Source organism: Dechloromonas sp. H13 (assembly GCF_009469615.1).
In the GTDB taxonomy this organism is placed as follows: domain Bacteria; phylum Pseudomonadota; class Gammaproteobacteria; order Burkholderiales; family Rhodocyclaceae; genus Azonexus.
Genome location: NZ_SSXX01000004.1, coordinates 42652 through 56237 on the forward strand (window position 1 = coordinate 42652; position 13586 = coordinate 56237).

General features: G+C 65.5%; 14 protein-coding genes, 2 tRNA genes and 1 riboswitch. Of the genes, 10 read left to right on the forward strand and 6 right to left on the reverse strand.

What is annotated here, in order from left to right; translation table 11 throughout:
• The first annotated feature begins 25 nt into the window (after positions 1-25).
• From rng to GH660_RS10505, 3 genes are all read left to right on the forward strand, one after another.
• Positions 26-1477, forward strand: coding sequence for a ribonuclease G (rng, locus tag GH660_RS10495; RefSeq protein WP_153146626.1), 1452 nt, complete (start codon positions 26-28; stop codon positions 1475-1477).
• A gap of 19 nt (positions 1478-1496) precedes the next feature.
• The gene (locus tag GH660_RS10500; RefSeq protein ID WP_228276456.1) at positions 1497-2372 is read left to right on the forward strand and encodes a dienelactone hydrolase family protein; all 876 of its coding nucleotides are present in this window, start codon (positions 1497-1499) and stop codon (positions 2370-2372) included.
• A gap of 63 nt (positions 2373-2435) precedes the next feature.
• Positions 2436-2858, forward strand: coding sequence for a ProQ/FINO family protein (locus GH660_RS10505; RefSeq protein ID WP_153146627.1), 423 nt, complete (start codon positions 2436-2438; stop codon positions 2856-2858).
• Between the two features lie 58 nt (positions 2859-2916).
• Here the strand turns inward: GH660_RS10505 and GH660_RS10510 are convergent.
• A tRNA-Lys gene (locus tag GH660_RS10510) sits at positions 2917-2992 on the reverse strand.
• Positions 2993-3012: 20 nt separating this feature from the next.
• Positions 3013-3088, reverse strand: a tRNA-Lys gene (locus tag GH660_RS10515).
• 188 nt (positions 3089-3276) lie between these two features.
• On the opposite strand from GH660_RS10515, the gene GH660_RS10520 reads away from it, so the two are divergent.
• Positions 3277-4101, forward strand: coding sequence for a mechanosensitive ion channel family protein (locus GH660_RS10520; RefSeq protein ID WP_153146628.1), 825 nt, complete (start codon positions 3277-3279; stop codon positions 4099-4101).
• A gap of 69 nt (positions 4102-4170) precedes the next feature.
• Here the strand turns inward: GH660_RS10520 and metF are convergent, their stop codons facing one another.
• The 4 genes from metF to metK form a co-directional block, all read right to left on the reverse strand.
• Complete coding sequence (gene metF, locus GH660_RS10525) at positions 4171-4995, reverse strand: methylenetetrahydrofolate reductase [NAD(P)H] (RefSeq protein WP_153146629.1); 825 nt, start codon at positions 4993-4995, stop codon at positions 4171-4173.
• Positions 4992-5807, reverse strand: coding sequence for a TlyA family RNA methyltransferase (locus GH660_RS10530; protein WP_368666115.1), 816 nt, complete (start codon positions 5805-5807; stop codon positions 4992-4994). The genes metF and GH660_RS10530 overlap by 4 nt, the downstream gene beginning before the upstream one ends.
• Positions 5808-5903: 96 nt before the next feature.
• Entirely contained in the window at positions 5904-7304 is a 1401-nt protein-coding gene (gene ahcY, locus GH660_RS10535; RefSeq protein ID WP_153146631.1) for an adenosylhomocysteinase, read from the reverse strand.
• Between the two features lie 81 nt (positions 7305-7385).
• A riboswitch (S-adenosyl-L-homocysteine riboswitch) is annotated at positions 7386-7449 on the reverse strand.
• A gap of 93 nt (positions 7450-7542) precedes the next feature.
• Complete coding sequence (gene metK / locus GH660_RS10540) at positions 7543-8706, reverse strand: methionine adenosyltransferase (RefSeq protein WP_153146632.1); 1164 nt, start codon at positions 8704-8706, stop codon at positions 7543-7545.
• Positions 8707-8864: 158 nt separating this feature from the next.
• On the opposite strand from metK, the gene GH660_RS10545 reads away from it, so the two are divergent.
• The 6 genes from GH660_RS10545 to xerC are packed head-to-tail and all read left to right on the forward strand — an operon-like array spanning position 8865 to position 13546.
• On the forward strand, positions 8865-9722 hold the full coding sequence (locus tag GH660_RS10545; RefSeq protein WP_153146633.1) for a lysophospholipid acyltransferase family protein: 858 nt from the start codon (positions 8865-8867) through the stop codon (positions 9720-9722).
• Positions 9719-10594 carry a lysophospholipid acyltransferase family protein gene (locus GH660_RS10550; RefSeq protein WP_194266292.1) on the forward strand — a complete coding sequence of 292 codons (876 nt, stop codon included), beginning with the start codon at positions 9719-9721 and terminating at the stop codon, positions 10592-10594. The genes GH660_RS10545 and GH660_RS10550 overlap by 4 nt, the downstream gene beginning before the upstream one ends.
• Positions 10591-11094, forward strand: a complete 504-nt coding sequence (locus GH660_RS10555) for a GNAT family N-acetyltransferase (RefSeq protein ID WP_153146634.1) — start codon at positions 10591-10593, stop codon at positions 11092-11094. Before GH660_RS10550 ends, GH660_RS10555 begins: the two co-directional genes overlap by 4 nt.
• 60 nt (positions 11095-11154) lie before the next feature.
• Entirely contained in the window at positions 11155-11985 is an 831-nt protein-coding gene (gene dapF / locus GH660_RS10560) for a diaminopimelate epimerase (protein ID WP_153146635.1), read from the forward strand.
• A complete protein-coding gene (locus GH660_RS10565) occupies positions 11982-12653 on the forward strand; it encodes a DUF484 family protein (protein ID WP_153146636.1) in 672 nt (223 codons plus the stop codon). The genes dapF and GH660_RS10565 overlap by 4 nt, the downstream gene beginning before the upstream one ends.
• On the forward strand, positions 12650-13546 hold the full coding sequence (gene xerC, locus GH660_RS10570) for a tyrosine recombinase XerC (RefSeq protein WP_153146637.1): 897 nt from the start codon (positions 12650-12652) through the stop codon (positions 13544-13546). The genes GH660_RS10565 and xerC overlap by 4 nt, the downstream gene beginning before the upstream one ends.
• The last annotated feature ends 40 nt before the right edge of the window (positions 13547-13586 follow it).

The window sequence follows — 13586 nt, forward strand, 5'->3', positions numbered from 1 at the left end:
TGAAAAACCGAGCATTTTACGCCCCATGACCGAAGAGATACTGATCAATTTCACCCCGCAGGAGACGCGCGTTGCCGTGATGCAACAAGGCGTCGTCCAGGAACTGCACATCGAGCGCACGGCCAGCCGCGGGCTGGTCGGCAACGTCTATCTCGGGCGCATCGTGCGCATCCTGCCCGGCATGCAGTCGGCCTTCATCGATGTCGGGCTGGAACGCACCGCCTTCCTGCACGTCGCCGACATCTGGCAGCCGCGCGAGACGGCCACCGAGCGCCCCATCGAGCGCGTGCTTGCCGAAGGGCAGAGCATCGTCGTCCAGGTCGTCAAGGACCCGATCGGCACCAAGGGCGCCCGCCTGTCGACGCAGATTTCGATCGCCGGCCGCATGCTGGTCTACCTGCCGCAGGAAAAGCACATCGGGATCTCGCAGCGCATCGAGGCCGAGGCCGAGCGCGAGGCGCTGCGCGAAAAGATCACCCGCCTGGTGCCGGCCGACGAGCCGGGCGGCTTCATCGTCCGCACCATGGCCGAAAACGCCAGCGACGAGGAATTCGCCACCGACATCGCCTACCTGCGCAAGACGTGGGGCGACATTCGCGACCGGGCGCGGGTTTCCGCGCCGCCGGCGGTGCTCTATCAGGAACTTTCCCTCGGCCAGCGCGTGCTGCGCGATTTCGTCAATCCGGAAACGCAGCGCATCGTCATCGACTCGCGCGAAAATTTCCAGAAGCTGATGAGCTTCGCCGAGGAATACACGCCGGCCGTGCAGCCGCTGCTCGACCACTACACCGGCCAGCGCCCGCTGTTCGACCTGCACGGCGTCGAGGAGGAAATCCAGAAGGCGCTCGCCCGCCGCGTCGACCTGAAGTCGGGCGGCTACCTGATCATCGACCAGACCGAGGCGATGACCACCATCGACGTCAACACCGGCGGCTTCGTCGGCGTGCGCAACTTCGACGACACCATCTTCAAGACCAACCTCGAGGCGGCGGTCACCATCGCCCGCCAGCTGCGCCTGCGCAACCTCGGCGGCATCATCATCGTCGATTTCATCGACATGGAGAACGAAGAGCACAAGGCGGCCGTGCTCGACGAGTTCAACAAGGCCCTGGCGCGCGACCACACGCGGTTGACGGTCAACGGCTTTACGGCGCTGGGCCTGGTCGAGATGACGCGCAAGCGCACCCGCGAGTCGCTCGCCCACGTCCTGTGCCAGCCGTGCCCGACCTGCGGCGGGCGTGGTGAGGTCAAGACGGCACGCACCGTCGCCTACGAAATCCTGCGCGAACTGCTGCGCGAAGCGCGCCAGTTCAACGCCCGCGAATACCGCGTCCTCGCCGGCCCGGCCGTGGTCGACCTGTTCCTCGACGAGGAATCGCAGGCGCTGGCCATGCTCTCCGACTTCATCGAAAAGCCCGTATCCCTGCAATCGGAACCGAGCTATTCACCCGAGCAATACGACATCGTGCTGATGTAGGCACAGAAGGAGACCACCCGTGACCCCCGATCCCGAATTCGCCAGCCTTGTCCCCGCGCAGTCCTTCACCCGGCGCAGCTTCATGGTCACCAGCCTCGGCGCCGGCTTCGCGCTCGCCGTGCAGCCGGTCATGGCGCAGACGGCGATCAGGACCGACGACGCCGGCCTGCTGGCCGGGGAGATCAAGGTGCCGGTCAGCGATGGCGAAATGGTGGCCTATCGCGCCGTGCCCAAGGGAGCGGTCAAGCCGCCTGTGATCCTCGTCGTTTCGGAGATTTTCGGGGCGCATGAATACATCAGGGACGTCTGCCGGCGCCTCGCCAGGCTAGGCTATTGCGCCATCGCCCCCGAGCTCTTCGCGCGCCTCGGCGATCCGCGCCAGTTGGCGGGCGTCGCCGACATTCTCGCCCGGATCACCAGCCGGACGCCGGACGCTCAGGTCATGAGCGACCTCGACGCTACCGTCGCGTGGGCGAAAGGCAAGGGCGCCGACACCGACCGGCTGGGCATCACCGGCTTCTGCTGGGGCGGTCGCATCACCTGGCTGTATTGCGCGCACAACCCCCAGGTCAAGGCCGGGGTGGCGTGGTACGGGCGTCTGGTCGGCGAGGTCAGCGAAATGACGCCGCGGCATCCCATCGACGTGACCGGATCGCTGCTGGCGCCGGTCCTCGGGCTCTATGGCGGACTCGATACCGGCATTCCGCTCGAGAGCGTCGAAGCGATGGAGAAAGCGCTCCAATCCGGCAGCGCCGCGGCGCGCAAGTCGGAAATCCAGGTCTACGACAACGCGCCACATGCCTTTCACGCCGACTATCGGCCCAGTTTCCGCAAGGAAGACGCCGAGGATGGCTGGCGGCGAATGCTGGCCTGGTTTGCCACGATGAAAGCCTGAGTCCTCTTCGGCGGAGCGCCGCTTCGTGCTACGCTTCGCCGCCTGAAAAAATCCCGCCCGATCATGACTGCCGACGACCAGAAAACCGATTCGACCGCCGATGCGCGTATCCTGCTCAAGGACCTGCAAACCCGCTTCGACGTCTTCCGCAACTTCAGCCCGCTGGCGATCGGCATCGACAAGCAGGTGCTGGCCCAGCAGCCGGAAGTGAGCCGCAAGGCGCTGCGCCTTGCCCTGCGCAGCCATACGATGTCGACGCGCTACCTGAAGGAAATGGAAAAGAACGCCGTCCGCCTAAACCTGGACGGTACGGCGGCCGGCGAAGTCACGGAAGAGGCGCGTACCCACTCCGCCGACCTGTTGCGCGAACGCTTCAAGAAGCAGGCCGAACAGCGCAAGGCCCAGGAAGCCGAGGCCAAGGCCGAAGCGCGCCGCCTGGAAAAGCTCAACCAGCTCACCGAGAAATTCGGGCGCAAGGCGAGATAAGGCGTTCGGAGGGCTGTAAACGGAAAAGGCCTGCGCCGAAGCGCAGGCCTTCGCATTCTGGTGGGGCGTCACAGATTCGAACTGTGGACCTACGGATTAAGAGTCCGCTGCTCTACCAACTGAGCTAACGCCCCAGAATTTCCCATTGACGACTTGGTGGGTCGGCCGAGATTCGAACTCGGGACCAACGGATTAAAAGTCCGCTGCTCTACCGACTGAGCTACCGACCCGACCTGGGAGCGCGGATTATAGGGATGGTCGGATGGACTGTCAACGAAGTGGAGGTCGCAAATGGCCTGCGCTTGGCGCATCAAGGGCTTGCACCGTGGTGAATTTGCCCGGATGTCATCTAGAATGGACACCGTTCGAGGATGCCTGCCCGGACTTCGACATGTTCCCCACTTGACGGAGAAGAAAGATGAACAAAGATGACATCTCGCGCTATCAGGATCTGCTCCTGACGACCGCGACCGACCTTGGTCTGAAGATTCTGGCGGCGATCGCCTTCTGGGTGATCGGTCGCTGGTTGATCGGCGTCGCAGTGAATATGGTGCGCGCCTCGCTCGAGCGCCAGCAGGTCGATCCGACGGTGCTGCGCTATCTCGGTTCGGTGATCACCGTGACCCTGAACGTCCTGCTGGTGGTCGGCATCCTGGGGTATTTCGGGGTACAGACGACGACCTTCGCGGCCTTGATCGCGGCGGCAGGTGTCGCGATCGGCATGGCGTGGTCGGGCCTGCTCGCCCATTTCGCCGCCGGTGCCTTCCTGGTGGTGCTGCGGCCGATGAAGGTCGGCGATTTCGTGAATGTCGCCGGCGTGACAGGCACCGTGACCGAACTCGGTCTGTTCACGACGGTGATCAACACGCCGGACAACGTGCAGACCATCATCGGCAACAACAAGATTTTCAGCGACACGATCCAGAACTTCACCCACAACCCGTTCCGTCGCGTCGACCTGAAGTGCCAGCTGTCGGGAGCGGCCGATCACCAGGCGGCGATGCAACTGCTGCGCGAAAAGATCGCGGCGATTCCGAACGTGCTGGCCGAGCCGAAGGTGGACGTCGAGATTCTCGAATTCACGCTGGTCGGCCCGGTGCTGGCGGTGCGTCCGTATTGCCACAACGACAATTACTGGCAGGTCTATTTCGATACCAACAAGGTGATCCGCGAATCCCTGGCCGCCGCCGGCTTCCCGGCACCGATGCCGGCGCAGAACGTGATTGTCACGCAGGCCGCCTGAGCGCCGCGGGCCCAAGACAAAAGCCCGCGAAAACGCGGGCTTTTTTCATGTCGACCGCAACCGGTGGCGTCAGCCGAGGCGACGGCAGATTTCGGTGGTCAGCGCCGACTGGTTCATGGAATAGAAGTGCAGCCCCGGGGCGCCACCCCTGAGCAGGCGTTCGCACAGTTCGGTAACGACATCGAGGCCGAAGGCGCGGATGGAATCGCTATCGTCGCCGTAGCTTTCAAACTTCTTGCGCATCCAGCGCGGGATTTCGGCGCCGCAGGCATCTGAAAAACGCGCCAGCTTGGTGAAGCCGACGATCGGCATGATGCCGGGGACGATCGGCACCTCGACGCCGAGCGCCTGCGCTTCATCGACGAAGTGGAAGTAGGCGTCGGCGTTGTAGAAATACTGGGTGATCGCCGAATTGGCACCGGCCTTGACCTTGCGCGCGAAGGCGTCGAGGTCGTCTTTCGGGCTGCGCGCTTGCGGGTGCCATTCCGGGTAGGCGGCGACTTCGATGCTGAACCAGTCGCCGGTTTCGGTGCGGATGAACTCGACCAGCTCGTTGGCGTAGCGGAATTCACCGGTTTCGGCCATGCCCGAAGGCAGGTCGCCGCGCAGCGCGACGGTGCGTTTGATGCCGGCCGCCTTGTATTCGTTCAGGATCTCGCGGATGTTGGCGCGCGTCGAGCCGATGCACGACAGGTGCGGGGCGGCGTCGTAGCCTTCGGCGGCGATTTCCTTGACGACGGCGAAGGTGCGCTCGCGGGTCGAGCCGCCGGCGCCGAAGGTGACCGAGAAGAAGGTCGGCTTCAGTTCCGCCAGCCGGGCACGGGTGGCGCGCAGCTTGTCGACGCCTTCCGGCGTTTGCGGCGGGAAAAACTCGATGGAGATTTCAGGTTTCATTTGTTCAACCAGATGAAGAATTCGCGGTTGCCGTCACCGCCGGCGATCGAGCTCGGCAGCCAGGCGCGGACGGTCAGGCCGAGGCTGGCGGCGCATCGGCGCAGCTTCGCTTCGACCTCGTGATACAGCGCCGGGTCGCGGACGATGCCACCCTTGCCGAGCTTGCCGGGGCCGACCTCGAACTGCGGCTTGACGAGCAGCAGCAGGTCGCCGTGTGCCGCCAGCAGTGCCGGCAGTTGCGGCAGGATCAGCGTCAGCGAGATGAAGGAGAGGTCGCCGACGATCAGGTCGAAGCCGGCCGCGGGAAAGGCCGGGCCGAGATCGGTGGCGGTCAGGGCGCGGCAGTTGATGCCCTCGAAGGCGGTGATCGCCGGGTCGCCGCGCAGCTGCGGATGCAGCTGGTCGTGGCCGACATCGACACCGACCACGTGGCGGGCCCCGGCCTGCAGCAGGCAGTCGGTAAAGCCGCCGGTGGACTGGCCGACATCGAGACACTGCTTGCCGCCGACCGTCAGGCCGGTCTGCGCCAGGGCGCCGGCCAGCTTGAGGCCGCCGCGCGAGACGTAGTGGGCCGCCGGGTCGGCGGTTACGGTCAACGGGGTATCGTCGGGCAAATCCATCGCCGGCTTGCTGATCGTCCCGCCGGCCCAGCTGACCCGGCCTTCCTTGATCAGCCACTGGGCGGCGGTGCGCGACGGGGCCAGGTTCCGGGCAACGAGCAGGGCATCCGCCCGCGACACCCCGGCGGTCCGTTGGTGCGACGGCTCGCGGGGCGGGCGCGGCTTTTTCTGCCGCGCGTGGAAGGAGTTCATGCTCATTTTCGGCTGTGGGTCATTGGTTGCCGGTCATTGGCGAAAGCCGTGAGTTGCCGCTGGCCGGCTAATGGCTAACGACCGGCGACCAGTAACTCAGTAGCGGTAGTGCTCGGTCTTGTACGGGCCGTCGACCGGGACGCCGATATAGCTGGCCTGGGCGTCGGTCAGCGTCGTCAGCTGGGCGTTCAGGGTCCTCAGCTGCAGACGGGCGACCTTTTCGTCGAGGTGTTTGGGCAGCGTGTAGACGCCCACCGGGTAGGCGGCGGTCTTGGTGAACAGCTCGATCTGGGCGATGGTCTGGTTGGCGAACGACGAGGACATCACGTAGGACGGGTGGCCGGTGGCGCAGCCGAGGTTCACCAGGCGGCCCTTGGCGAGCAGGATGATGCGGTTGCCGGAGGGCAGGGTGATGTGGTCGAACTGCGGCTTGATCTCTTCCCACGGGTAGCCTTCGATCGAGGCGACGTTGATCTCCGAGTCGAAGTGACCGATGTTGCAGACGATGGCGTTGTGCTTCATCTTGACCAGATGGTGGTGGTCGATGACGTGGAAGTTGCCGGTGGCGGTGACGAAGATGTCGGCCTTGTCGGCGGCGTAGTCCATGGTGACGACGCGGTAGCCTTCCATCGCCGCCTGCAGGGCGCAGATCGGGTCGATTTCGGTGATCCAGACCTGGGCCGACAGGGCGCGCAGGGCCTGGGCCGAGCCCTTGCCGACGTCGCCGTAGCCGCAGACGACGGCGATCTTGCCGGCGACCATGACGTCGGTGGCGCGCTTGATGCCATCCACCAGCGATTCGCGGCAGCCGTACAGGTTGTCGAACTTGGACTTGGTCACCGAGTCATTGACGTTGATCGCCGGGAACTTCAATTCGCCGCGCTCGTGCATCTGGTACAGGCGATGCACGCCGGTGGTGGTTTCCTCGGTGACGCCCTTGATCTGGGCGAGACGGGTCGAGTACCAGGTCGGGTCGGTCTTCAGCTTGGCCTTGATCGAGGCGAACAGCACGGTGGCCTCCTCGCTGTCCGGGTGGTCGAGCACCGACAGATCCTTTTCGGCGCGGGCGCCGAGGTGCAGCAGCAGGGTGGCGTCGCCGCCGTCGTCGAGGATCATGTTCGAGAAGCCGCCGTCGGTCCATTCGAAGATGCGGTGGGTGTAGTCCCAGTATTCCGGCAGCGATTCGCCCTTGACGGCGAAGACCGGGATGCCGGCGGCGGCGATGGCGGCGGCGGCGTGGTCCTGGGTCGAGAAGATGTTGCACGAGGCCCAGCGGACGTCGGCGCCGAGCGCGGTCAGCGTCTCGATCAGCACGGCGGTCTGGATGGTCATGTGCAGCGAACCGGTGATGCGCGCACCCTTGAGCGGCTGGGTCTTCGCGACTTCCTCGCGAATGGCCATCAGGCCCGGCATTTCGGTTTCGGCGATCTTGATTTCCTTGCGACCCCAGTCGGCAAGGGAAAGGTCGGCAACGACGTAGTCTTTGAATTCAGCCACAGCAAGCTCCTGATGAACTGTGGCCGGGAGAGGGAGGGGGCAGATCCGGCTCACCCGCCACCCCGTGCCCGGCACGGGTTAAAGGGGTGAGCGCCGTTGCAAACCGAGCCTGAGGGAAACTTCCCCTGCAGCGCTCCTCGGTAGGTCGCGGATTATAAACCGTTTTTTTGATGCCAGAGCGACCTGTTGCGGTCGACCGCCGAAAAATGCCGATTTTCGATGGTCGACCGCGGTAGGGCTACAGGCCGGCGTCGGATTTCAGCAGGACCGCGCGGTCGGTGGCTTCCCAGGTGAACTCGGGCTCGTCGCGGCCGAAGTGGCCGTAGGCGGCGGTCTTCTGGTAGATCGGACGCAGCAGATCCAACATATTGACGATGCCCTTCGGACGCAGGTCGAAGTGCTTCTTGACCAGTTCGGTCAGCGTCTCGTTACTGATCCTGCCGGTGCCGAAGGTGTCGATCATGATCGAGGTCGGGTGGGCGACGCCGATGGCGTAGGAGACCTGCACCAGGCACTTGCTGGCCAGGCCGGCGGCGACGATGTTCTTGGCGACGTAGCGGCCGGCGTAGGCGGCGGAACGGTCGACCTTGGACGGGTCCTTGCCGGAGAAGGCGCCGCCGCCGTGCGGGGCGGCCCCGCCGTAGGTGTCGACGATGATCTTGCGTCCGGTCAGGCCGCAGTCGCCCTGCGGGCCGCCGACGACGAAGCGGCCCGTCGGATTGACCAGATACTTGATGTCGCCCTTGATCAGTTCCTTGGGCAGCACCGGCTTGATGATCTGTTCGATGGTCGCCTCGCGCAGGTCTTCCAGGCTGATGTCCGGCGAGTGCTGGGTGGACAGCACGACGGTGTCGATCGAATGCGGCTTGCCATCGACGTAGCGGATGGTGACCTGCGACTTGGCATCGGGGCGCGCCCACGGCAGGCGGCCATCCTTGCGCAGCATGGCCTGGCGCTCGACCAGGCGGTGCGACAGGTAGATCGGCAGCGGCATCAGCGACGGCGTTTCGTCGCAGGCGTAGCCGAACATCAGACCCTGGTCGCCGGCGCCCTGGCCGAGGTTGTCGTCGTAGGCGGCATTGACGCCCTGGGCGATGTCCGGGCTTTGCTTGTCGTAGGCGACGAGCACGGCGCAACCCTTGTAGTCGATGCCGTATTCGGTGTTGTCGTAGCCGATGCGCTTGATGGTGTCGCGCGCGACCTGGATGTAGTCGACGTTGGCATTGGTCGTGATCTCGCCGGCCAGGACGACCAGGCCGGTGTTGCACAGCGTTTCGGCAGCGACGCGCGAATGCTTGTCCTGGGCCAGGATGGCATCGAGGATGGCATCGGAAATCTGGTCGGCAACCTTGTCGGGATGGCCTTCGGAAACCGATTCCGAGGTGAAGAGAAAATCGCTCATGAAGTGCTCCAGTGGTCCTTGGGTCCGGCGTTACCGGCTTCGGACCACGAGCGGTGACGCTTTAGCAGTATTTGTTGGTCGCCCCGCAAGTTGTCTGTTTAACTCGGCGAAGGGATAATAATAGGCTTTTCACGGCGGGTTTCAACCCCCGGAGCCGCATGGTTTTTCTATTCCGCCTCCTCAGCCGGCTGCCTTTGTGGCTGATCCATGCGCTGGGCGCCCTTTTCGGCCGCCTGGCCTACCTCGCTTCGCCGACCTACCGCCGGCACATCCGCGAAAACCTGGCCCAGGGCGGCATCGATCCCGCGCTGCGCATGGCAGTGGCCGGGGAGTCCGGCAAGCAGATGCTGGAACTGTCGCGCATCTGGATGCGCACGCTGGAAGAAGCCAACGCCCAGGTGGCCGAGGTTGTGGGCTGGGAGCACGTCGCGGCCGCGCACGAGGCGGGCCGGGGCATCGTCTTCCTGACGCCGCATCTCGGCTGCTTCGAGATCACCGCGCAGTACCTGTCGGCGCATTTTCCGATCACCGTGCTCTACCGGCCGCCGAAGCGGGCGGCCATGCAGCAGTTGATCGAGATGGGGCGCCAGCGCACCCAGCTGCATCTGGCCCCGGCCGACCTGACCGGGGTGCGTTCGCTGATCAAGGCGCTCAAGCGCGGCCAGGCGGTCGGGCTCCTGCCGGACCAGGCGCCGAAAACCGGGGAGGGCGTCTGGCTCGACTTCTTCGGCCGCCCGGCCTACACGATGACGCTGGCCGCCCGGCTCACCGAAACCGGTGCCACCACGCTGATGACCTGGGGCGAACGCCTGCCCGGCGGGCGTGGCTACCGGGTGCACTTTTCGCCGCCGCAGGCGGCGCTGAGCGGCGACACCCTCGCCCGGGCGCAGCAGATCAACCACGAGGTCGAGCATCTGGTCCACCAGTGCCCGGTCCAGTACCTGTGGGGCTACAACCGCTACAAGCGGCCGGCCGGCGCCGAACTGCCGCCGGAGGCGGGCGCAGGCGCGGCATGACCCGACTCCTGTCGTACCTGGTGGTCGGCCTGCTCTGGCTGCTGCACTGGCTGCCGATCGGCGTCCTGCGCGCGGTCGGCAGCGGCCTCGGCGCGCTGCTCTATGCGATCGGCCGCGAGCGCCGCAACGTGGCACTGATCAACCTGCGCCTGTGCTTCCCGGAAAAGACCGAGGCGGAGCGCGAGGCGCTGGCGCGCCGTCATTTCGCCGCCTTCAGCTGCGCCGTGCTCGACCGGACGCTGCTCTGGTGGGCGCCGCAGGCGCGCCTCGAACGCCTGATCCGGGTGACCGGCAAGGAGCACCTGTTCGATACCGAGGGCCGGCCGGTCGTCGTGCTGACTCCGCATTTCGTCGGGCTCGATGCCGCGGCGACGCGCATTTCGATGTTCGGCGTCGGCTGCAGCGTCTATTCCAATCAGAAGAACGCGGTTTTCAACAAGTTGCTTTATGATGGCCGCAAGCGCTTCAGCGACACGATCATGTTTTCGCGGCAGGACGGGTTGCGCAAGATCATCAAGGCCATGAAGGATGGACACCAGTTCTACTACCTGCCGGACATGGATTTCGGTCCGAAGGAATCGATCTTCGTGCCCTTTTTCGGCGTCCAGACGGCGACCATCCCGGCCCTCTCGCGCCTGGTCCGCCTGACCGGCGCGCGCGTCGTGCCGTGCATCGCCCACCAGTTGCCCGACGGCTACGAAATCGAGGTCATGCCGGCCTGGGAGGACTTCCCGGGCGAAAGCGTCGAGGCCGATACCGCGGCCATGAACCGTTTCATCGAAAGCCAGGTGCTGCGCATGCCGGAGCAGTATTTCTGGTTGCACAAGCGCTTCAAGACCCGGCCACCCGGAGAACAGAGGTTTTACAAATGAACAGCCTGAACATCGAAATCCGCCCCGTGACGCCGCCCGACGTGCCCGCCATTTCGGCGCTGGCCCGCGAAATCTGGCAGGCCACCTACCCCGGCATCATCACCCAGGAACAGATCGACTTCATGCTCGAACAGCGCTACGGCCACGAGCGCCTGTACGACGATCTGGAAGACGCCGACAAGTGGTTGGACCAGGCCTTCCTGGCCGGCCGCCGGGTCGGCTTCGCCTTCAGCGAAATCTACAAGGGCGAGTTCAAGCTGGACAAGCTCTACATCCATCCCGACGTCCAGCGCCAGGGCGTCGGCGGCCAGCTGATCGCGCACGTCGCGGCGCGCGCCGGGAAGCTCGGCTATCCGTGCGTGATCCTGGCGGTCAACAAGCGCAACGAAAAGGCGATCGGTTCCTACCGCAAGTACGGTTTCGTCGTCCGCGAGGCGATTGTCGACGACATCGGCCACGGTTTCGTCATGGACGACTACGTGATGGAGAAGAAGCTTTAGGAATTTGAGACAAGTCTCTGTCTCTGCTATTCTTTTTTGAATCTCATCGCGGAGCGGGCAGTGAAGCTCAAATTCTCGAAAATGCATGGCCTAGGCAACGATTTCGTCGTTCTCGACGGCGTTCGCCAGGTCGTCTCCCTGACGCCGGAACAATTGCGCTACCTGGCCGACCGCCATTTCGGCGTCGGCTGCGACCAGATCCTGCTGGTCGAGGCGCCCAGCCAGTCCGGCGTCGATTTTCGCTACCGGATCTTCAACGCCGACGGCAGCGAGGTCGAGCAGTGCGGCAACGGCGCCCGCTGCTTCGTGCGCTTCGTCCATGAGGCCGGGCTTACCGACAAGCGGGAGATACGCGTCGAGACCCTGAAGGGGATCATCGAGCCGCGCCTCGAAGCGAACGGCAACGTCACGGTCGACATGGGCGAACCGCGCTTTTTGCCGGCCGAGATTCCCTTTTTGCATGACGACGATGTCGTCATCTACAACCTCGACGTCGCCGACGAGACGCTGGAAATCAGCGTCGTCTCGATGGGCAACCCGCACGCCGTGCAGGTCGTGGACAGCGTAGATGCGGCGCCGGTCGGCGAGCATGGCCCGCTGATCGAGCGCCACGACCGCTTCCCGCAGCGCGTCAATGCCGGCTTCATGCAGGTTCTCGACAAGCACGCCATCAAGCTGCGCGTCTACGAGCGCGGCTCGGGCGAGACGCTGGCCTGCGGCACCGGTGCCTGCGCGGCGGTGGTCACCGGCATCCGGCGCGGCCTGCTCGAATCGCCGGTGCGCGTGACGACGCGCGGCGGCGACCTCAACATCGCCTGGGGCGGCCCCGGGCGCCCGGTCCTGATGAGCGGCCCGGCAGTCACTGTTTTCACTGGAGAAATCGAACTATGAGCGCGCCCTTCGCCGAAGATGTCGCCGAATACCTGAAGTCCAACCCGGGGTTCTTCGAGCAGTATGCCGATCTGCTGGCGCAGATCTACGTGCCCCATCCGCACGGCGGGCGCGCCGTTTCGCTGGCCGAGCGGCAGATGCTGACGCTGCGCGAGAAGAACCGCGAAACCGAAAGCAAGCTGGCCGAACTGATCGCCTTCGGCGAGGAAAACGACGCGATCAGCGAAAAGGTGCACCGCCTGGCGGTCGGCCTGATCGCCGTGGAAACCTTCCCGGCGGCGATTCACCTGATGCGCTTCCATCTGCGCGACGATTTCGCCGTGCCGCACGTGACCCTGCGCCTGTGGCAGAAACCCGCCGGGATCGAAGAACTGCCGGAATTCGCGGCGGTCGCGCCCGAACTGCAGGTTTTCGCCGACACCCTGGCGCATCCCTTCTGCGGGTCGACATCCGGTTTCGGGACCGCCGCCTGGTTCGGCGAGCATGCCGCACACATCCGCTCGCAGGCGCTGATCGCCCTCTGTGACGGCGGCGCGACGATCGGCATGCTGGCCCTCGGCAGCGAGGACGCCCAGCGCTTCTATGCCGAGATGGGCACGCTCTACCTCGAACGGATGGGCGAGATGCTCTCGGCCGTCCTGACGCGCGTCGCCAAGCCGGCCCCGTGAGCACGCCGGCGGTCGCCGACTATCTGGCCGAACTGGCCGAACAGCGCCGGCAGTCGCCGCATACCATCAGCAATTACCGGCGCGACCTGACGCGCCTGCTCGAACTGGCCGGGGAAACCCGGCTCGCCGACCTGCAGGTGCACCAGATCCGGCGCTTCGTCGCCCAGCTCCACGCCCGTGGCCTGGCGGGCCGCTCGCTCGCCCGCCTGCTCTCGGCGTGGCGCGGCTTCTTCGCCTGGCTCGGGCAGCGCGGCACACTGGCCGCCAATCCCTGCGACGGCGTGCGCCCGCCGAAGTCGCCCAGGCGGCTGCCCAACGCGCTGTCGGTGGACGAGGCGGCGGCCCTGCTGGAAAGCGAGGGCGACGACGATCCGGCGCTCGCCGCGCGCGATGCGGCGATGTTCGAACTGCTCTATTCATCCGGCCTGCGCCTCGCCGAACTGGCCGCGCTCGACGTTGATGCGCTGGAGAGCGTGCTGCTCGAAGGCGAGGTCCGCGTGCTCGGCAAGCGCAGCAAGGCGCGCATCGTGCCGGTTGGCGCCCGGGCACGGGAAGCCCTGGCGGCCTGGCGGCCGTTGCGCGAGCAGCTGGCGGCGGCCGGCGAGCCGGCGCTGTTCGTCGGTCGCCGCGGCACGCGCTTGAGCCACCGGGCGATCCAGGCGCGGCTCGGGCACCAGGCGTTGCGCGCCGGGCTGCCGCGCCACGTCCATCCGCACATGCTGCGCCATTCCTTCGCCTCGCATGTCCTGCAGTCGTCGGGCGACCTGCGGGCGGTACAGGAGATGCTCGGCCATGCCAGCATCGCCTCGACACAGGTGTATACGCACCTGGATTTTCAGCATCTGGCCAAGGTTTACGACGCCGCCCACCCGCGCGCCAGGCGCCGCTCCTGAGCGTCATCGCTGCGGTCGACCACCCAAATTGCCCGAAAGT